This is a genomic window from Marinicauda salina (assembly GCF_003122085.1).
GTDB lineage: Bacteria > Pseudomonadota > Alphaproteobacteria > Caulobacterales > Maricaulaceae > Maricicauda_A > Maricicauda_A salina.
Genome location: NZ_QEXV01000001.1, coordinates 508,220 through 526,551 on the forward strand (window position 1 = coordinate 508,220; position 18,332 = coordinate 526,551).

General features: G+C 71.3%; 13 protein-coding genes, 1 tRNA gene and 1 pseudogene. 5 read left to right on the forward strand and 10 right to left on the reverse strand.

What is annotated here, in order from left to right; genetic code table 11:
• Nucleotides 1–82 precede the first annotated feature (82 nt).
• From DDZ18_RS02325 to tsaE, 5 genes are read right to left on the reverse strand one after another with little or no spacing between them, the layout of a single operon-like run.
• The gene (locus tag DDZ18_RS02325; RefSeq protein WP_233245676.1) at nucleotides 83–3,718 is read right to left on the reverse strand and encodes a UvrD-helicase domain-containing protein; all 3,636 of its coding nucleotides are present in this window, start codon (nucleotides 3,716–3,718) and stop codon (nucleotides 83–85) included.
• Entirely contained in the window at nucleotides 3,715–6,774 is a 3,060-nt protein-coding gene (addB, locus tag DDZ18_RS02330) for a double-strand break repair protein AddB (RefSeq protein WP_109251739.1), read from the reverse strand. Before addB ends, DDZ18_RS02325 begins: the two co-directional genes overlap by 4 nt.
• Complete coding sequence (locus tag DDZ18_RS02335) at nucleotides 6,771–7,490, reverse strand: nucleotidyltransferase family protein (RefSeq protein WP_109251740.1); 720 nt, start codon at nucleotides 7,488–7,490, stop codon at nucleotides 6,771–6,773. The genes addB and DDZ18_RS02335 overlap by 4 nt, the downstream gene beginning before the upstream one ends.
• Entirely contained in the window at nucleotides 7,487–8,596 is a 1,110-nt protein-coding gene (locus DDZ18_RS02340; RefSeq protein ID WP_109251741.1) for an aminoglycoside phosphotransferase family protein, read from the reverse strand. Before DDZ18_RS02340 ends, DDZ18_RS02335 begins: the two co-directional genes overlap by 4 nt.
• Nucleotides 8,580–9,038, reverse strand: coding sequence for a tRNA (adenosine(37)-N6)-threonylcarbamoyltransferase complex ATPase subunit type 1 TsaE (gene tsaE, locus DDZ18_RS02345; RefSeq protein WP_109251742.1), 459 nt, complete (start codon nucleotides 9,036–9,038; stop codon nucleotides 8,580–8,582). The genes DDZ18_RS02340 and tsaE overlap by 17 nt, the downstream gene beginning before the upstream one ends.
• 130 nt (nucleotides 9,039–9,168) lie before the next feature.
• On the opposite strand from tsaE, the gene DDZ18_RS02350 reads away from it, so the two are divergent.
• Nucleotides 9,169–10,392 (forward strand): NAD(P)/FAD-dependent oxidoreductase, encoded by a 1,224-nt coding sequence (locus DDZ18_RS02350; RefSeq protein ID WP_109251743.1) that lies wholly within the window; start codon nucleotides 9,169–9,171, stop codon nucleotides 10,390–10,392.
• A 66-nt stretch (nucleotides 10,393–10,458) separates the two neighbouring features.
• Complete coding sequence (locus DDZ18_RS02355; RefSeq protein ID WP_109251744.1) at nucleotides 10,459–10,779, forward strand: 2Fe-2S iron-sulfur cluster-binding protein; 321 nt, start codon at nucleotides 10,459–10,461, stop codon at nucleotides 10,777–10,779.
• A gap of 278 nt (nucleotides 10,780–11,057) precedes the next feature.
• Here DDZ18_RS02355 and polA read toward each other — a convergent pair whose 3' ends face one another.
• The 3 genes from polA to DDZ18_RS02370 form a co-directional block, all read right to left on the reverse strand.
• Entirely contained in the window at nucleotides 11,058–13,832 is a 2,775-nt protein-coding gene (polA, locus tag DDZ18_RS02360) for a DNA polymerase I (RefSeq protein WP_109251745.1), read from the reverse strand.
• Between the two features lie 200 nt (nucleotides 13,833–14,032).
• Complete coding sequence (locus tag DDZ18_RS02365) at nucleotides 14,033–15,511, reverse strand: SLC13 family permease (protein WP_109251746.1); 1,479 nt, start codon at nucleotides 15,509–15,511, stop codon at nucleotides 14,033–14,035.
• 195 nt (nucleotides 15,512–15,706) lie between these two features.
• Nucleotides 15,707–15,946 carry a zinc-finger domain-containing protein gene (locus tag DDZ18_RS02370; RefSeq protein ID WP_109252204.1) on the reverse strand — a complete coding sequence of 80 codons (240 nt, stop codon included), beginning with the start codon at nucleotides 15,944–15,946 and terminating at the stop codon, nucleotides 15,707–15,709.
• Between the two features lie 152 nt (nucleotides 15,947–16,098).
• Between DDZ18_RS02370 and DDZ18_RS02375 the strand changes: the two genes are divergently transcribed.
• From DDZ18_RS02375 to DDZ18_RS02385, 3 genes are all read left to right on the forward strand, one after another.
• A complete protein-coding gene (locus DDZ18_RS02375; RefSeq protein ID WP_109251747.1) occupies nucleotides 16,099–17,082 on the forward strand; it encodes an ABC transporter ATP-binding protein in 984 nt (327 codons plus the stop codon).
• A 40-nt stretch (nucleotides 17,083–17,122) separates the two neighbouring features.
• Nucleotides 17,123–17,416 carry a hypothetical protein gene (locus DDZ18_RS02380; protein WP_109251748.1) on the forward strand — a complete coding sequence of 98 codons (294 nt, stop codon included), beginning with the start codon at nucleotides 17,123–17,125 and terminating at the stop codon, nucleotides 17,414–17,416.
• Between the two features lie 79 nt (nucleotides 17,417–17,495).
• Nucleotides 17,496–17,572 (forward strand) — tRNA-Arg (locus DDZ18_RS02385).
• 26 nt (nucleotides 17,573–17,598) lie between these two features.
• On the opposite strand, the gene DDZ18_RS14065 is transcribed toward DDZ18_RS02385, so the two are convergent.
• A complete protein-coding gene (locus DDZ18_RS14065) occupies nucleotides 17,599–17,790 on the reverse strand; it encodes a hypothetical protein (protein ID WP_233245677.1) in 192 nt (63 codons plus the stop codon).
• A gap of 12 nt (nucleotides 17,791–17,802) precedes the next feature.
• Nucleotides 17,803–18,315 (reverse strand): annotated as a pseudogene (locus DDZ18_RS14275) (sulfotransferase); the annotation flags it as partial.
• Nucleotides 18,316–18,332: the final 17 nt, after the last annotated feature.

The following is an 18,332-nucleotide window of genomic DNA, read 5'->3' on the forward strand; positions in this document are numbered from 1 at the left end:
TGTGCCCGCGCTCTCGCCGCTCCGGGGCTCCGGGGGCCGGCGCGTTGGATCGGGGCACACCTAGGGAGCGCGCCCGCCCGGGTCAAGCGCGGGCTGCCGCCAGCGCGGCGTCGAGGCGGTCTTCCGGAAGCTCCATCAGCCGCGGCCCGTCGGTCCACAGAAGCGCGCAGCGCACCGGCTTGTCGGGGTGCAGAACCCGCATCAGCGCGCGGTAGGCGGCCATCTGTCCGAGATAGGCCGGCGCCACGTCCTCGACGCGTTCCGGCGGCGGACGATTGGTCTTGTAGTCGACGATCAGAACCGCGTGATCGGTCACCACGAGCCGGTCGATCTGGCCGTTGACGGTGACGCCGTCGGGCAGGTCCGGCGCGGCGCCGGCGAGCGCGACCTCGGCGCGCGAGCCCGGCCCGAAGATCGGCGCGAACTCCGGGTGATCGAGCACGGCGAGCGTCTCGTCGCGGATCTCTTCGCGCTGGGCGTCGCTGAGCTCCGGCTGGGCGGCGAGATAGCGCGTCGCGGATTCGGCGCGCCGCGCTTCGGGCAGGTCGGGCAGGGTCTGCAAGAGCTTGTGAATGAGCGCGCCGCGGCGGAAACGCGCCTCGCCGCCCGGCGCCAGCGGGGAGAGCGGCGCCGGCTCGAAACCGCCCTCCTCCTCGGCGATCAGGTGCGACGGGGCGACGGCGCGCGTCCGGCGGGGCTCCTCCGGCGCGGCGGCTTTCGCCCAGGCGGGCAGCGGCGGAGCGGTTTCGGCGGCGGCTTCGGCCGGCTTCAATGCGGGCGGATCCTCGCCGAAGCGCAGCGCCGGCTCGACGTCCCAGGCCTGCGCGTCGGCGACGTCGTGAAGCGCGGTGCGCACCGCGCGCCAGTCCTCGCCGCGCCAGGCGCGCTGGACGCGGTCGAGCCAGCAGCCGGCGTCGATCTTGCCCTCGCCCCGGCCATGGACGTGGCCGCACACGACCAGCCGGTCGCGCGCCCGCGTCAGCGCGACATAGAGCAGACGCTGGTACTCGCCGTCCTGGGCGAGCTCCTCGACCTCCTGCAGCGACTTCACCAGCGGCGGCGGGGATTTCGGATCCGGCGTCCAGACCAGCCCGGCGTCGTCGTGGGCGTAGAGACCGTTCGAACGCCCGTTCGGCGTCTGGGTGGTGTCGGGCAGGAAGACGATCGGCGCCTCGAGGCCCTTGGCGGCGTGGACCGTCATGACGCGCACCTCGCCGCGGCCGGCCTCCATCTCGCGCTTGATCTGGGCGGCGTCGCCCTCGATCGCGGCGATGAAGCGCGCCAGCGAGGGCGCGCCGTCACGCTCGTGGGCGAGCGCCCGGGAGAGGAACTCCTCGGCGGGGTCGCGCGCCTCCTCGCCGAGCCGGGCGTAGAGGCGGGCCAGCCGCGATTCGCCGGTTGCGGACGCCTCCTCGAGAAAGCTCGCGAAGAAGGCGTAGGGCGCATCGGCGTCGACGCGCGCCCGGGCCCGGTCGAGCGCCTCGCGGGCCTCCGCGAAGCGCGGATCGTCCGTGGCGCGGAGCTTGTCCCACAGCCGCGTCTCGGGGCGGCGCGTCAGATCGAACAGCGCGTCGTCGTCGATCGCCGGCTCGGCGCCGGCCGGATGGAAAAAGGGGCTCTTGAGGACTTCGGCGAGCGACAGGTCGTCCTCGGGCAGCAGAGCGAACTTCGCCAGCGAGACGAGGTCCTCGACGACGAGCTGGTCGGCGAGCGTCATCCGGTCGGCGCCGGCGACGGGGACGCCCTTCAGCTTCAGTCGACGGATGATCTCCTCGAACAGGCCGCCGCGCTTGCGCACCAGAACGACGATATCGCCGGGGCGCGCCGCCCGCGCGATCCATTCGGGCTTGGCCTCCTCCCAGACGCGGTCGCCGCGCGCCAGCAGATCGTGGATCTCCTGGGCGACGGCCTCGGCCAGCCGGTTGCGCGCGGACTCCGGCTGCGGCGCATCGACCGGGGCGAGTTCGAGATCCTCGTCCTCGACGGCGGCCGGCTTCGGCGTGGCGGGCCAGATCTCGACGCAGCCCGGCGTGTGCTTCCGCGCTGCGCGGTGGCCCTCGTAGCGATGGAAGGCGAGCGGGTCGCGGGCTTCGGCCGTCTCCGGGTCCGACATCAGGAACTTGGTCTCGAGCGCGCCCGTGACGTCCTTGCGCTCCGGCGCGGCGATCGCATGGCGCTCGGCGGCGAAGGCGCGATCGACCGCCTCGAGCACCTCGGCGCTGGAGCGAAAGGAGACGTCGAGCGGCGGCCGGCGGAACTCCAGACCCGCCTCGTCGGCGCGGGCCTCGAGGCGCAGGCGCTCGGCGATGAAGCGGCGCGGGTCGGCGTTCTGGAAGGAGTAGATCGACTGCTTTTCGTCGCCGACGCAGAACACGGTCCTCAGCACGCCGTCATGAGCGGCGCCTTCGCCGGCGAAGAACTCCTCGGTGATCGCCGCGATCACCGCCCACTGCTCGGGCGCGGTGTCCTGGGCCTCGTCGACGAGGACGTGGTCGAGCCCCTGGTCGAGCTTGTAGAGCGCCCAGTCGCGCGCCTCGGAATCGCTGAGCAGGGTTCGGGCGTGCTCGACGAGATCGGCGAAATCGAGCGCGCGCCGCGCCGCCAGCCGGGCCTCGTAGGCGTCGAGGAAAGCCGCGGCGAAACGGACCGCCGCGCGCGACATCGTGTTGGCCCGCGCCTGGCGGACCAGCGGCAGGGCCTCGGCCTGCATGCGGTGGCGCTCGTCGCCCTCGGGACCGAACAGCGTCACCAGGATCGAATAGGTCTTTCCCAGCGTCTGGGTGTAGATCGACGTCGGCGCCTTCAGCTCTCCCTGCTTCGTCAGCAGGAGTTCGCAATAGGCGTCGAAGGCCGCCACCGGGTCGGTCTCGCCGCAGTCGAGCGCGGCGCCGAGCCTCAGCGCGCTTTCCTGGTCGCGCTTCGACGTTCCCGAATCGAAGGCGCTCAAGGCGGCTTCCAGATTGCCCTCGCCGGCCTCGGCCCAGCCGCGGGCCTTGGCCTCCTCCTCGCCCATCTGGGGATCGACGCCGAGCGCGTCGCTCGCGGCGTCCATCAGCGCCTCGACCGAGCCGGCCGCCTCGAGCGCGCGCCGGAAGGCGTGGCGCTTGCTCGCGACGAAGCCCGCGAGCGTCTCCGGGGCCGACGGGCCGCCCCCCTCGAGCAGGTCGGCGACGGCGTCGGCGAGCGGGCCGTCGGGTTCGCCCGCGGCCTGTCCCAGCGTCGCGGAAAGCGCTTCGCTCCGGGCGCGCTGGCTCCCGGGCTCCTCCTGGGTGGCGAAGCCCGGCGGCACGCCGGCCTCCAGCGGGAAGCGCCTGAGCAGGCTCTCGCAATAGGCGTGCAGCGTCTGGATCTTGAGCCCGCCGGGCGTCTCCAGCGCGCGGGCGAACAGTCGGCGCGCGGCGCCCAGATCGCCGGGCTCGCCCCCGCTCAGGCGTTCGAGTTCCTCCTTGAGCGCGGCGTCGGGCAGGGTCGACCAGTCGCCGAGCTTGCGGAAGAGCCGGGTCTGCATCTCGCCGGCGGCGGCCTTGGTGAAGGTCACGCACAGGATGCGGTCGGGCCGGGCGCCCTGCAGCAGCAGGCGGGCCACCCGGTCGACAAGGACGCGCGTCTTGCCCGAGCCGGCGTTGGCCTCGACGAAGACCGAGTAACGCGGATCGGCGGCCTCGCGCTGGGCGGCGCTCGCCGCGGCGACGATGTCGGAGTCCAGGCCGGGGGTCATGATCCGCCGCCTCCCTCGCCGGTTTCGCCGGGGGCGGAGGCCCACTCCTTGCGCCGGGCGAGATGGTCGTAATCGCCCCACGTATTCGTGTACTTGGCGCGCGGCTGGCTGGGATAGCTGCGCGCGGGATCGTCGAATGTCGCGATCCACTCGGCGAGGCGCTCGAAGGCGGCCTCGGCGCGCGCCATGCCGTCGGCGCCCTTCGAGACGAGCCGCTCGAAGCCCGGCGTCTTGCCGCCGCTGAGCGAGAGATAGATGAGCTCGGCGGCTTCGTGCGGCGGGCAGTCGGGAAACGCGCCGCGCGCGGCCATCGCCGCTTCCAGCGGCAGCTGCGGGGCGAAGCCGGCGGCGACTTCCTTCACCGACGGCAGGCCGGTTCCCGTCTTGTAGTCGACGATGTCGAGCGCGCCGTCGGGGCGGATATCGATGCGGTCGGCGCGGGCGCGCAGCGTGAACGCGCCGCCCGGCGCGTCGAGCGTCAGCTCGCCGGTCGCCTCGATCGCCACGGGCCGCCAGCCCATGCGCCGCCGCGTCGCCTCCCATTCCGCCAGGAAGGCCGCCGCGCGGGCGAAGCGCGGCAGCTCGATCCCCAGATCGTCCGGGGAGAATCCCGCTTCCAGCAACGCGTCGCGGCCGAGGATCGCCAGGCGCTCGTGGGCGTCCCGGGGAAGATCGTCCGTATCCGGCAGATCCTTGATCCAGCGCTCGAAGGCGGCGTGATAGGCCTGACCGCGCTCGGCGGGGCCCGGCGGACGATCGAGCGGGTCGAGGACGTCGAGGCCGAGCACGTAGCGGGCGTAGATCGCGTAGGGATCGCGCACCCAGGTCTCGATGCGCGTCACCGACAGTCGGCGTGGACGCGCCTCGACGGGCGGACAGGGCTGCGGACCGCGCGTGATCAGGCGGCGGGCCCCGGGGGCGTCGAGCCGGCGCGCCGCGCCGAGATAGTCCGTCGCCGGCGTCAGCCGGGCCTCGGCGGCGTCCTCGCCGAGTGCGCCGCGCGCCAGCGTCTGCAGCCGCCACAACCAGCGCGAGGCGACGGCCGGCGCGCTGTCCTGCTTGACCGAGCGCGACAGGATGACGTCGCCGCCGGCGGCGAGCTGGGCGAAGTCGTGGGCGGCGAGGCCGAAGCGGCGCTCCGGCGCCGACAGCCCGACGGCGGCGCGCATGCCGCGCGACATGAAGGGATCGATCTTCGCCTTGGCCGGCCACACGCCCTCATTGAGCCCGGCGAGGATCACCCGGTCGGCGCCGACGAGGCGGGCCTCGAGCGGACCCAGTATCTGCAGGCGGGGATGGCCGCCGTAGCGCGGCCGCACCCTTCGGGCGCGCGCGGTCTCCAGCAGGGCGCGGGCGAAGGCCTCGCCGGTCATCGGCGGCAGCGCGCCGGCCTCCTCGATGAATTCGCGGACCAGCCCGGCGGCGGCCTCGCCGGCGTCGCCCGCCCACAGGCGCTCCGCGCCGGACCGCTCGGAGTCGGCGGCCAGCGCCTCGCCGGCCGCGGCCAGCGCGCGCGCCCAATCCTCGGCCGGGTGGGGGCCTTCAAGCGCGAGCAGCGGAGCAAGCGCGACCTCGACGGCGTCGATCAGACCGCGCCAGCGATCGCGGCGCTTGGGGGAGTTCTGGGTCGCCTCGTCGATGCGCCGCCTGACGGCGTCGTAATCGCGTCCCGGCTTGCGCCCGCGCAGGGCGCGGCGCTCGATGGCGCCGAACTCGGCGCGGCGCTTCGCCCGGTCGCCGCCCAGCGCGAACAGCGGCGACGCGACGAGCGCCGAGAGCGCCAGCGCCGAACCGGCGTCGAGCGCGGCGTCGAGCACGCGGAACAGGAAGACGCCCGCGGCGGTGTCCGACAGCGCCTCGCCGGCGGAATCGTCGAGCGTGACGCCGAAGCGGCGCATCTCGGTCGCGACGCGGCGGGCGAGCGCACGGTCGGGCGTGACCAGGATCGCCTCGCGATCGGGCGTCTCCAGCGTCTCGCGCAGCGCCAGCGCGATCGCGCGGCCCTCCTCCTCGGGCGAGCCCGCCTCGATGACCGACAGGCCGTCGAGGGCGGTCTCGAACACGTCCGCGCCCCAGGCCTCCTTCAGCGTGCCGACCCGGCCGAGCCAGTCGGACGTGGCTTCGGCGGGCCTCAGCGCCTCGGCGAGCACCAGCCCGCGGGCGCGCGGCGCGCGGCCCTCCTCGCCGCCGGGCCAGACGCGCACGACCGTTCGGTCGATATCGAGTGATTCGACGAAGGCCTTCATCGAGCGCTGGGGATGGGTGTCGTCGATCGCCGCCCAGGCGCGTTCGTCCATGTCCGGCTGGAAGCCCGGCAGCACCACCGCGCCCTGGGGCAGGTTCGCCACCACGCGCAGCAGTTCGGCGGCGGCCGGGATGGAGGCCGTGGAGCCGGCCGCGATCACCGGCCCGTCGGGCGGCTGCTCGCGCCAGCGTTCGGCCAGCGCGCGCAGGAGCAGCGAGCGGCGGCGCGCGGGATCGACCGCGCCGAGCTCGGCTAGGCGCGCGGGCCAGGCCTCGGTGACGATCTCCAGGAAGATCGCGGCTTCCTGCATGTGGGCGGGCAGGGCGGCGCGGATCGCCTCGTCGATGGCGGCGAAGTCCTCGACCTCCTCGGTCGCGGCGTCGTCGATCAGCGCGGCCAGCTCGTCGGCGAGCGCCAGCGCCCCGTCCGGCGCCATGGCGCGCTCGGCGGCGCGCTCCTTCTTGAGGATCAGGCTGGCCAGCTCGAAACGCCGGCGCGCCGCGGAGATCGCCGGCGGCGCGGCGTCGGCCAGCTCGCCGGGCTCGAAGGGCGGGTCGTCGGCGTCGACATCGCCGATCGGCCGGATCATCGGCAAGAGCGCTGCGCCGGCTCCCCCGTCGGCCCGCGTGAAGGCTTCCGCCAGCGCCCGGCCGGCGCGCCGCGTCGGGGCGAGGATGGTGACGTCGGCCAGCGCGTCGGGCTCGGGAAAGCGCGCGCGCAGCTCGCCCGCCAGCGAATCGAGAAAGCTGACGGAGGCGGGCAGGGTGAAGACCCGCGGGGCGGGCGCGGAGAAGATCGGGTCGGCGCTCATTCCGGGTTCGAGCGTAGTCGATTCTCGGCTTCGCTTCGCGCCTGCGGATCGCCGACATGCATCCAGAAGGCGTTCATGACCAGACCGAAGGCGCGGCCCTCGACGAGCGCGGCGTCCCAGAGCCGGTTGGTCGAGAACGGCTCCGCGGCGCGCCCGGCCAGCACGCGCGGGTGCATGACCTGCGTGCCGGCGTAGGCGTAGGGCGCGTTCGCGCGTTCGCCCCGCCGGACGAGGCGGCCGTCCTCGGCGAGGCGGAAATCCCCGGCGCCGCGGTATCCGAGCGTCTGTTCGAGCGGGGCCAGCAGGAGCAGGAAGTCCATGCGTTCGGCATCGAACGCCGCCGCCAGCCGGTCGAGTTCGGGCGCGCCTTGGTCGATCCACTGGCCGTCGGTGTTCGACACGAAGACCGGATCGGCGCCCAGCAGCGGCGCGGCTTTGACCAGCCCGCCGCCGGTGTCCATCAGCTGCGCGCGCTCGTCGGAAATCTTGACGGCCGGCGCGCGCCGATCGGCCAGGTGCGCCTCCATCCGGTCGGCGAAGTGGTGGACATTGACCACGGCGGTCTCGACGCCGGCGGCGGCGAAGCGGTCGAGGGTCCAGTCGATCAGCGGCCGGCCGGCCAGCTCGACCAGCGCCTTGGGCCGATCGTCCGTGAGCGGACGCATCCGCGTGCCGAGCCCGGCCGCCATCGCCATGGCCGTGCGGATCGCCGTCATCGGCCGGCCTCCTCGAACGCGAACCCGGCGTGGCGATCGACCCAGGCGCGCAGATCCGCCAGCGCGGGATGGGCGAGGTCGCCGGCGAAATGCCGCGCCACGCGCGGCAGCAGGTCGAGATAGCGCGGCTTGCCGTCGCGTTCGGCCAGGCGCACGAAGATGCCCAGGATCTTGGCGTTGCGCTGCGCGCCGAGCAGGGCGTAGGCCGCGTCGAAGGCGTCCCGGTCGGCGAGGCCGGCGCGTTCGAAGAACCGCGCCTTGAGCGGCTCGGCGAGATCCGGTGAAACGTCGCGCCTGGCGTCCTCGATCAGCGAGACGAGATCGTAGGCGGGATGGCCGAACAGCGCGTCCTGGAAGTCGAGCAGGCCGACGCGGGCCTCGGCGGCGCGGTCGGGCAGCCAGATCAGGTTCTCGGCGTGGTAGTCGCGCAGCACGAGGCCGGGCCGGTGGGCGTCAAGCAGCGGCGCGGCCTCGGCCCAGAGCCCGGCGAAGTCGGCGCGCACCTGGTCGGTGACCTCCGCGCCGGCGCGCTTGGCCGCGTACCAGTCGAGGAAGAGCTCGGCCTCGGCGGTCATCGCCAGCGGGTCGTAGTCCATCACCCGCCAAGGCTCGCCGAAGGCCGAGACCTCGGCCTCGAAGCTCGCCCGGTGGATCGCCGCCAGCGCATCGACGGCGGCGGCGTAGAGCGCGCCCTCGTGCGCGCGGTCGGGAATCAGCCGGGCGAACAGGTCGTCGCCGAGATCCTCCAGCAGCAGGAAGCCCTGCTCGAGGTCGGCGGCGGGCACGCGCGGGGCGGAGAAGCCGCGCTCGGTGAGCGCCGCGGCCAGCCCGGCGAAGGCCGCGGGGTTCGGTCCGGCGAGCCGCGCCATGGCGTTGTAGCCGAGCTCGCGCCGCTCGGCCTGGTCGGCCTTCGGCGGGCAGGCCGGCGCCTCCGCGCCGCCGGGCGCGTCCATCACGATGGCGGTCTTCTCGCCGTCGCGCAGGCGGAAATAGCCGCGCGTCGAGGCGTCGCCGGGGAAGGGCTCGATCTCGGCCTCGCCCCAGCCGGCCTCGGCTATGAAGGCGGACCGCGCGGCGGCGCGGTCGGGATCAGGCGAGCTGGCCAAGCCGGTCCTCCCATCCTCCGTATGCGGCGATATCGGCGCGCCGTCCGCCGTCCGGCGTCTCTTCGAGCGCGATCTCGAGGCGGGTCTCGGGGCGCCAGCCATCAAGCCGGTCTGGCCATTCCACCAGCAGCGCGCCGGTCTCCAGCGCTTCGTCGAGGCCCAGCTCCTCCAGCTCGCCGGGGTCCTCGACGCGGTAGAGATCGGCGTGGACGAGGCTCGTCCCGGCGGCGTTCTCGTAGGCCTGGACGAGCGTGTAGGTCGGGCTCGGCGCGTCGTCGACGCCGGCGAAGCCGGCGATGACGCCGCGCGCGATCGTGGTCTTGCCCGCGCCGAGATCGCCGGCGAGCAGCACCGCGTCGCCGGGGGCGAGCAGCGTCGCAAGGCGCCGTCCGAAGGCGTCGGCCGCGGCGGCGTCGGGAAGCGTCAGGGCGAGCCGGTCCATCCCTTCGCTGATTAAGGGCGCGCGCGGCCGCCGGCAAGGCGCGGCGACGGCGGCGCGCAGGCCGCCTTGACTTCTCCGCCGACCGGCGGCGCCATGGCCGCTCTCCGCGACACGATCACGAGGAGCCGGCATGGCCGACCAGGCGGGAGTCGTCATCATCGGGGGCGGTCAGGCGGGCGTCTCGGCGGCCGCCGAGCTGCGCAAGCGCAAGTACGAGGGGCCGGTCACGCTGCTGGCGGGCGAGGCGGTCGCGCCGTATCAGCGCCCGCCGCTGTCGAAGGGCTACCTCTCCGGCGAGACGCCGCGCGAGCGCATGTGGCTGAAGTCCGAGGCCTGGTACGACAACGCCGACGTCGCGATCCGCACTGGCTTGCGCGTCTCCGCGATCGATCGCGCCGCCTCCGAGGTCGTGACCGCCGACGGCGAGCGCGTCGCCTACGACCATCTGGTGCTGGCGACGGGCGGGACGGCGCGCCGGCTGCCGATTCCCGGCGGGGACCTGCACGGCGTTCACGTGCTGCGCTCGCTCGCCGACGCCGACGCGCTGGCCGCCGCGCTGATGACGGCGGGGCGGATCGTGATCGTCGGGGCGGGCTATATCGGCCTCGAGGTCGCCGCCTCGTGCCGAAAGCGGGGCCACGACGTCACCGTGATCGAGGCCGCCGATCGACCGATGGCGCGGACCGCCAGCCCGACGCTCGGCGGCTGGTTCGGCGCGATCCATCGCGGTTACGGCGTCGATCTCAGGGTCGGCGCGCCGGTGGCCGAGATCCTCGGCGGGAAGCGCGCGACGGGCGTCGCGCTGGCCGACGGCGAGACGATCGCGGCCGACGTCGTGCTCGTCGCCGCGGGGCTCGCGCCGGACACGGCGCTGGCGGAGGCGGCGGGCCTGCCGTGCGCCGACGGGATCGTCGTCGACGATCACGCCCGCACCGAGGATGAGCGCATCTACGCCGTCGGCGACGTCGCGCGCTTTCCCTCTGAGCGCTACGGCCGGACGCTGCGACTGGAATCGGTGCAGAATGCGATCGACCAGGCCAAGGCCGCCGCCGCCGCCATCTGCGGGGCCGACGCCCCCTACGATCCCGTGCCCTGGTTCTGGTCGGACCAATACGAGATCAAGCTGCAGATCGCCGGCCTGATCGAGGGCGCCGACACGGTCGTCCGCCGCGGCGATCCCGAGGAGGGCCGGTTCGCGCTGTTTCACCTGAAGGACGGGCGTCTGCTGGCCTGCGAGGCGGTCAACGCCGCGCCGGAATACATGTCCGCCCAGCGCATGATCGCTGGCGATATCCGGCCCGATCCCGACCGGCTGCGGAATCTCGATGTGGCGATGAAGGACTTCCTGTCCTAAATAGCGGCCGAACCCCGAAGCGCCGCCGCGCGCCGACCTGCAACTTTCCGGACAGTCCGAACGCTCATGGCGAAGATCAAGTACATCGAATTCGACGGTGCCGAACACGTGGTCGACGTGGAGGCCGGCGTGACCGTCATGGAAGGCGCGGTGCGCAACATGATCCCCGGCATCGACGCCGATTGCGGCGGCGCCTGCGCGTGCGCGACCTGCCACGTCTATGTCGATCCCGACTGGTTCGAGAAGACCGGCGAGCGCTCGGCGATGGAGGAGTCGATGCTCGACTTCGCCTCCGACGTCCGCGAGACCTCGCGCCTGTCCTGCCAGATCAAGGTCTCCGACGAGCTCGACGGCCTGATCGTGAGGATGCCCGAGGAGCAGGGGTAGCTTCCCCCACCCCGACCCTCCCCCTGAGGGGGAGGGAGTCAGGTCGGGCCCTCCGATCCGGAATGTCCGCGAAAGCGCGACCGGCGCAGATGCCCTGTCTCAGCGCGAGGAGGCGCGGCCCGCGCCCCTGTGGAGTCGGCGTCGTCTCTCCCTCCCCTCGAGGGGAGGGCCGGGGTGGGGTGAGCGGGTCGCCGCCGAACCTGACAGATCGCGTGGTCGCGCACGTGCTGCGTCGTGGGTCCCGGACAGCCTTCGGCTTCCGGGATGACGCGGCGAATTCAGTGCGCCTGGCCCCACGTCTTCGCCGCCTTGGCCTCGACTTCGAGCGGGACCGACAGCGCGGCGGCCGGCGCCGGCGCGCCCGCCATCACCTCCTGAACCAGCGGCACGAGCCTGTCGGCCTCGTCCTCGGGGCATTCGAAGACCAGCTCGTCATGGACCTGCAGGAGCATGCGCGCCTTCAGCCCCGCCCTGGCGAGCGCGTCGTCCATGCGGATCATGGCGCGGCGGATGATGTCGGCGGCCGCGCCCTGGATCGGCGCGTTGATCGCCTGGCGTTCGGCGAACTGGCGCGTGTTCGGGTTCTTGTCGCGAATCCCCGGCACGTGGCAGCGCCGGCCGAAGAGGGTCTCGACGGCGCCCTTTGACTTCGCCTCCTCCTTCATCGCGTCCATGTAGTCGGCGATGCCGGGAAATTTCTCGAAATAGCTCTCGATATAGGCCTTCGCCTCGTCGCGCGGGATGCCGAGATTGGCCGCCAGCCCGAACGCGGAGATGCCGTAGATGATCCCGAAATTGATCGCCTTGGCGCTGCGCCGGGTGGCGGGGTCCATGTCCTCCATCGCCACGCCGAACATCTCCGAGGCGGTCAGGGCGTGGATGTCCTCGCCGCGCTTGAAAGCGTCTTTCAGCGCATCGACGCCGGCGATATGGGCGAGCAGCCTCAGCTCGATCTGGGAATAGTCGGCCGCGACCAGCACGTTTCCGTCCTCGGCGACGAAGGCCTCGCGGATCTTGCGGCCCTCCTCGGTGCGGATCGGGATGTTCTGCAGGTTCGGCTCCGAACTCGACAGCCGGCCCGTCGTGGTCGCCGCCAGCGAGAAGCTCGTGTGCACCCGGCCGGTGTCGGGATTGATCGCGGCGCGCAGGGCGTCGGAATAGGTCGATTTGAGCTTCGAGAACTGCCGCCAGGTGAGCAGCGATTGCGGCAGTTCATGGCCCTCGGCGGCGAGCTGTTCGAGCACCGAGACATCGGTCGACCAGGCGCCGCCCTTCGTCTTCTTGCCGCCGGGCAGGCCCATCTCGCCGAACAGCACCTCGCCGATCTGCTTGGGGCTGCCGAGATTGAACCTGCGCCCGGCCTGGTCGTGGGCGGCCTCCTCGGCCTCGGCCATCTTCTGGGCGAAGTCCGAGGACAGCCGCGAAAGCTGGGCGACGTCGACCTTGACGCCTTCGCGTTCCATCTTCGCCAGCACGGCGGGCAGCGGGCGCTCCAGCGTCTCGTAGACCGTCGACAGGCCCTTGCCGGCGAGGCCGGGCTTCAGAAGCTCGAACAGGCGCAGCGTGACGTCGGCGTCCTCAGCGGCGTACTGCGTCGCGGTTGGCAGATCGACCTTGTCGAAGGAGCGCTGCGACTTCCCCGAGCCGCAGACTTCCTTGAACGTCATCGGCGTATGGCCGAGATGCATTTCCGACAACTCGTCCATGCCGTGGCCGTGCAGGCCCGCCTCCTGGACGTAGGAGACGAGCATGGTGTCGTCATAGGGCGCGACCTCGATCCCGTAGCGGGAGAAGACGGCGAGGTCGTACTTGAAGTTCTGGCCGACCTTGAGGATCGCGGGGTCCTCGAGCAGCGGCTTGAGCGCGCCGAGCGCGGCGTCGAAATCCACCTGCTCGGGCGCCTGGCCGCCGTCGGCGAGATCGCCGCCGACATGGGTGAGCGGGATATAGCAGGCCTCGCCCGGCGCTGTGGCCAGCGACACGCCGACCAGCCCGGCCGCCGTCGCCGACAGCGCGTCGGTCTCCACGTCGACGGCGACGATATGAGCTTCGCGCGCTTTTTCGATCCAGGCTTCGAGCGCGGCCATCGTCTGGACGGTGTCGTATGTCGAGCGGTCGACGGGCGCGGTCGCGTCGCCCGTCGTATCGGCCGGCCCGGCGCCGAGGCCCTCCTCGACGCGGCGGGTGAGCGTGCGGAACTCCATGGATTTGAGGAAGTCGAGCAGCGGGCCCGGTTCGGGATCGGCCGCGCCGAACGCCTCGATCCCGTCGACGCCCTCGACGTCGGTTTTGAGCGTGACGAGCTGGCGCGAAACCCGGGCGTCGTCGGCGTGCTCGGTCAGCTTCTCGCGGCGCTTGGGCTGCTTGATCTCCCCGGCGCGCTCGAGCAGCGAATCCAGATCGCCGTACTCCTCGATCAGCTGGGCGGCGGTCTTCACCCCGATGCCCGGCACGCCGGGCACGTTGTCGACGCTGTCGCCGGCCAGCGCCTGGACGTCGATCACGCGCTCCGGGCCGACGCCGAACTTCTCGCGGACCTCGTCGGGTCCGATGCGCTTGTTCTTCATCGGGTCGAGCATCGTGACCTGGCCGTTGACGAGCTGCATCAGGTCCTTGTCGGACGAGGCCAGCGTCACCCGCGCGCCCTTTTCGGCGGCGTGGCGGGCGTAGGTCGCCATGATGTCGTCGGCCTCGTAGCCCTCCAGCTCGATGCAGGGCAGCTGGAAGGCCTTCACCGCGTCGCGAATGAGCGCGAACTGGGGCACCAGGTCTTCCGGCGGCTCGGGCCGGTGGGCCTTGTACTGGTCGTAGATTTCGTTCCTGAACGTCTCGGCCGAATAGTCGAAGATGACGGCGAGATGGCTCGGCTGGTCCTCGCCCTTCAGGTCCTCCAGGAGCTTCCACAGCATGTTGCAGAAGCCCTGCACCGCGCCGACCGGCGTGCCGTCGGAGCGCGTCAGCGGCGGCAGGGCGTGATAGGCGCGGAAGATGTAGCCCGAGCCGTCGACCAGATAGACGTGGGAGTGTTCGTCGACGGGGCGCTCAACGGCCATGGAGGGGTCCTTCGAAGGGCTTGCGGAAGCGGCCGCCAAGTTAGGCTCGCCGCCGCGCCCGGGCAATCGGGCGGGGTGTGGGTCAGCACTCTCGCCGTCTCGGTCCTTGGGCCTGACCCAAGGACCCAGATTCAAAGGCCGCGCTCTGCAGCCTGGACCCTTGGATCAAGTCCAAGGGCCGAGACGGACGGAACGAAGCCCTACCCCGGAAACACCATCGGCGCGATAAGGCTCGAGATCAGCGCGATGATCGGCGCGGCCATCAGGTTGAGCCGGAAGCCGGCCTTGATCATCTGGCTCATGCTCGCCGCCCCGGTGGCGTAGACGATGGCGTTGGGCGCGGTGGCGACCGGCAGCATGAAGGCGCAGCTCGCCGACAGCGCGACGGGCACGATCAGCTGCTCGGGCGGCACGCCGGCCTCGACGGCGAGCGCGCCCAGCACCGGCAGGAAGGCCGAGACGGTCGCCACGTTGGAGGTCAGCTCGGTCAGGAACACCACGATCAGCGCGAGGATCAGCACCACCAGCGGCAGCGGCAGGCCGGCGACGCCGGCGAGATGCGAGCCGACCCAGGCCGCCAGCCCCGTCGCCTCGATCGCGGCGGCCAGCGACAGCCCGCCGCCGAACAGCACCACCACCGACCAGGGCAGGTTCGCGGTGTCGGACCAGTCCATCAGCGCGCGGCCCTGGCCCTGTTTCCCGCCGGCGGGAATGAGGAACATCGCCAGCGCGCCGGCCATGGCGATCTGCATGTTGGAGACCGACAGCGTCACCGGCAGGCCGAGCCCGTCGGAGACCGCGCCGAGCAGCGGGTTCCAGACATATTGCTGGCCCATCCAGAGGATCGCGACGACGGCGAAGGCCGCCGCCACGCGCGCCTCCGGCGCGGTCATCCGCCCCAGTCCCCGCAGCTCTTCGAGGATGGCGGCGCGGCCGGCCTGGCTCTCGACCTTGGCTTCGACGGGAAAGACGAGGCGGGTGAGGATGAACCACATCGCCGGGATGATGATCACCGCGGCCGGGATGCCGATCGTCATCCACTCGGGAAACGAGATCGTGCGGCCGAACTCGTTCTGCAGATAGCCCATGCCGATGAGGTTGGTGGGCGTGCCCACCGGCGTCATGATCCCGCCGACCGAGGCCGCATAGGCCACGCCGAGCGCAAGCGCGGGGGCGAACATCGCCGCCTTGACGCCCTCCTTCTCGACCTCCTGGGCGACCTTCAGCGCGATCGGCATCATCATCAGCGTCGTCGCGGTGTTGGAGATCCACATCGACAGGAGCGCGCTGGCGACCATGAAGCCGAGGATCATGCCGGCGGGCCGCGCGCCGAAGGCGGCCACGACGTTGAGCGCGATGCGCGCGTGCAGGTTCCAGCGCTCGATGGCGAGCGCGATGATGAAGCCGCCGAGCAGCAGCATCACGATGGGGCTGGCGTAGGGGCTCGCGGCCGCGCCGGCGCCGGCGATGCCGAAGAAGGGAAACAGCGCCAGCGGGACCAGCGCGGTCGCCGCGATCGGGATGGCCTCGGTCGCCCACCAGCTCGCCATCATCAGGGCAAGCGAGGCGAGCAGCCAGGCCTCGCGGGTCAGCCCCTCGGGAACCGGTATGAGCTGCAGGCCGACGGCGAGCGCAAGTCCTGCGACCAGCCCGATGCGTTTCGACGTCCAGCCCCGCACAGTCTTCGCCCCGCTCGCTCCGGGCGCGGAGTTAAGAGGGGTTCACGGGGCGAGGCAAGGCGGTCCGCCTACCTTCGTCATCCCCGAGGCCGAAGGCCGTCGGGGTCCCGCGGAGCGAAGGACGCGGCGCCGGTGCGAGCGACTCCTCTCCCCTCCCTGAGGGGAGAGCGACCCAGGCAGGCGGGCTCAGCGCGCCTACGCCCCCGTATCCGCCGGGCCGCCCTTGAGCACGAAGCGGCGGTCGCAATAGCCGCACTCGACATAGCCCTCGTCGCCGATCTCGTAATAGACGCGGGGATGGCCCAGCGGGCCGCCGCCGCCGTCGCACATCACGCGGTGATCGCTCGTCACGATCGTCTCCGGCGGCGGGAAGCCGGTCTTCGTCGCCTCGGCGGCGCGGGCTTCGCGGGCGGGATCGGTCGGCTGTTTCGGCATGGGGCGCGGGTCCGGATCGAAGGCGCGACGCGCCGCAGCCGGCCGCATGGACGCGGCCCCGGGGCGCGACTAGGTTCGCCCTCGTCATTAGGCGCCCCGCCGGGCTTCGTCAATGAAGCCGCGCGGGGCCTTTCCGCCGCGAGGACGCGCCCATGCCCGACCACGCCCTGCCCGAGTTCGCGCTTCAGGCCGAAGGCCTGGAGAAGGTCTATCCCGGCGGCAAGAAGAGCGAGGCCAAGCACGCGCTCAGGGGCGTCGACCTCAAGGTCAAGCGCGGCTCGATCTTCGGCCTGCTGGGCCCCAACGGGGCCGGCAAGTCGACCTTCATCAACATCTTCGCCGGACTGACCAACAAGTCCGCCGGCCGGGCCGTGATCTGGGGCCACGACATCGACCGCAATCCGCGCGCGGCGCGGGCCTGCATCGGCGTCGTGCCCCAGGAGCTCAACATGGACGTCTTCTTCACGCCCGCCGAGACGCTGGAGCTGATGGCGGGCTATTACGGCGTGCCGAAGGCCGAGCGGCGCACCGCGGAGATCCTCGAGGCCGTCGGGTTGTCCGACAAGGCCGACGCCTATGTCCGCCAGCTCTCGGGCGGCATGAAGCGCCGCCTGCTGGTCGCCAAGGCGCTCGTCCACAACCCGCCTGTGCTGGTGCTCGACGAGCCGACCGCCGGCGTCGATATCGAGCTGCGCCGCCAGCTCTGGGAGTATGTGGTCCGGCTCAACGAGGCCGGCACCACGATCGTGCTCACCACGCACTATCTCGAGGAGGCCCAGGAGCTCTGCGACGAGATCGCCATCGTCAACGAGGGCCGGGTCGTGGCCTGCGAGCCCAAGCCGCAGCTCCTCAAACGCCTCGACCGCAAGACGCTGGTGATCGAGCCCGTCGAGCCGCTCGCCGCGGTGCCCGAACAGTTCGCCGGGCTCGACGCCGAGATCCGCGACGGCGCGCTGGCGATCACCTATCGCTTCGGCGAGGCCTCGGTGGCCGACATGATCGAGCGCTTCCGCGAGACCGGAAACCGCATCGACGATCTGCGCACCGAGGAGCCCGATCTCGAGGACGTCTTCCTGGCGCTGACCTACAACGCGCCCGCGGGGGCCGAGGGCGCCGACGCCGCCGGCGGGGCCTGAGCCCTGCCCGCCGGGCCGGTCTTCGTGCTAGGCTGGCGCCATGTTCGGATTTCTCCAGCGCGGGCTCGCCGCCGTGTTCGCCGTCGCGGTCTTCGGATTCGCGATCTTCCTCGTCATGCAGCTCCAGCCGGTCTCGGCGGGCGGCTGGGCGCTGCGCGTCGGCCTTCTGATCGGCGCCGGCCTCGGCGCGCTGCTGGTCTACCGCGCCCTGAGCCCGCCCCGCCGCGACGGCGAGGGTCTGCCCGAGCGCCATGGCGCGGGCATCGCCATGGGCGTGGGCGTGAGCGGGCGGCGCCGGCGCGACGATCCCGACGACGATCTCGAGCTGGACTAGGGCGCGATCCGGCGCGGCCGCCGCGGACGCACGCGCGCATTGAACCCGCCGCCGGGCGCCTGTATGAACGGGCCTCGACGCACCCGTAGCTCAGCTGGATAGAGCGCCGCCCTCCGAAGGCGGAGGTCATAGGTTCGAATCCTATCGGGTGCGCCATTTGTCGAGGCCGCAGCACCACCGCCTCAATCCATCAGCTCGTACCCGAAATAGTCGAGCAGCTCCGGCTCGCGCGAGAGCACGCGCGTGATCTCCGCGATCTGCTCCGGGGAAAGACGCGCGATCTGCTTGTCATTGAGATTGGTGAGCGGGCGCTCGACGCTGCCGTCGAGGGAGTGGACCTTCATCGATCGTCTGTAGTCTATATCGTCAAGCATGTCGATTTGTTTGCGAAGCGCCCGAACGAGTTCTGCCGGCTGATCTGTAAAATCTTCATATCGCGTTGAAACAGCTTTTCGACCCAAAAGCTCGATATTTTCTTTCTGGTATCTAGCAAATTTGATCCAGAATTGAGCGGCCCACGTATAGGATTTGTGCTTATAATGCCGCCTAATTAGCCCTTCGCTGAACGCATAAGGGTCACGAATAGAAATTATGTAGTTTGCTGGCCTAAACCACTCTTCAAGCTCTTCAACACGAAATAAGTTGCCAGGTGTCTTTTCAACAAGCACATTTTTTGAAGTATCCCATGATCCCATCCAACACATTTTGATGAACCGCCAAGGTATTATTTTTTTACTATTTAACGAATTATAAAGCAAAAATGGCGCAGCCCCTAGTACAAATTGACCCTCTCCCTTTCGGCTTTTAAGTATTGACGTGTTCGCGGATGTCTGCAGCAAGCGAATAAGTGCAGTGGATCCCGAATTCGGTGGAGAGAGTATAAATAGGAACCTGTTCATATATGCGATCTGCGGGC

Coding starts and splice junctions, on each gene's coding strand:
- DDZ18_RS02325 (WP_233245676.1), bottom strand. CDS start 3,718: ATGACCCCCGGCCTGGACTCCGACATCGTCGCCGCGGCGAGCGCCGCC.
- addB (WP_109251739.1), bottom strand. CDS start 6,774: ATGAGCGCCGACCCGATCTTCTCCGCGCCCGCCCCGCGGGTCTTCACC.
- DDZ18_RS02335 (WP_109251740.1), bottom strand. CDS start 7,490: ATGACGGCGATCCGCACGGCCATGGCGATGGCGGCCGGGCTCGGCACG.
- tsaE (WP_109251742.1), bottom strand. CDS start 9,038: ATGGACCGGCTCGCCCTGACGCTTCCCGACGCCGCCGCGGCCGACGCC.
- DDZ18_RS02350 (WP_109251743.1), top strand. CDS start 9,169: ATGGCCGACCAGGCGGGAGTCGTCATCATCGGGGGCGGTCAGGCGGGC.
- DDZ18_RS02355 (WP_109251744.1), top strand. CDS start 10,459: ATGGCGAAGATCAAGTACATCGAATTCGACGGTGCCGAACACGTGGTC.
- polA (WP_109251745.1), bottom strand. CDS start 13,832: ATGGCCGTTGAGCGCCCCGTCGACGAACACTCCCACGTCTATCTGGTC.
- DDZ18_RS02370 (WP_109252204.1), bottom strand. CDS start 15,946: ATGCCGAAACAGCCGACCGATCCCGCCCGCGAAGCCCGCGCCGCCGAG.
- DDZ18_RS02375 (WP_109251747.1), top strand. CDS start 16,099: ATGCCCGACCACGCCCTGCCCGAGTTCGCGCTTCAGGCCGAAGGCCTG.
- DDZ18_RS02380 (WP_109251748.1), top strand. CDS start 17,123: ATGTTCGGATTTCTCCAGCGCGGGCTCGCCGCCGTGTTCGCCGTCGCG.
- DDZ18_RS14065 (WP_233245677.1), bottom strand. CDS start 17,790: ATGCTTGACGATATAGACTACAGACGATCGATGAAGGTCCACTCCCTC.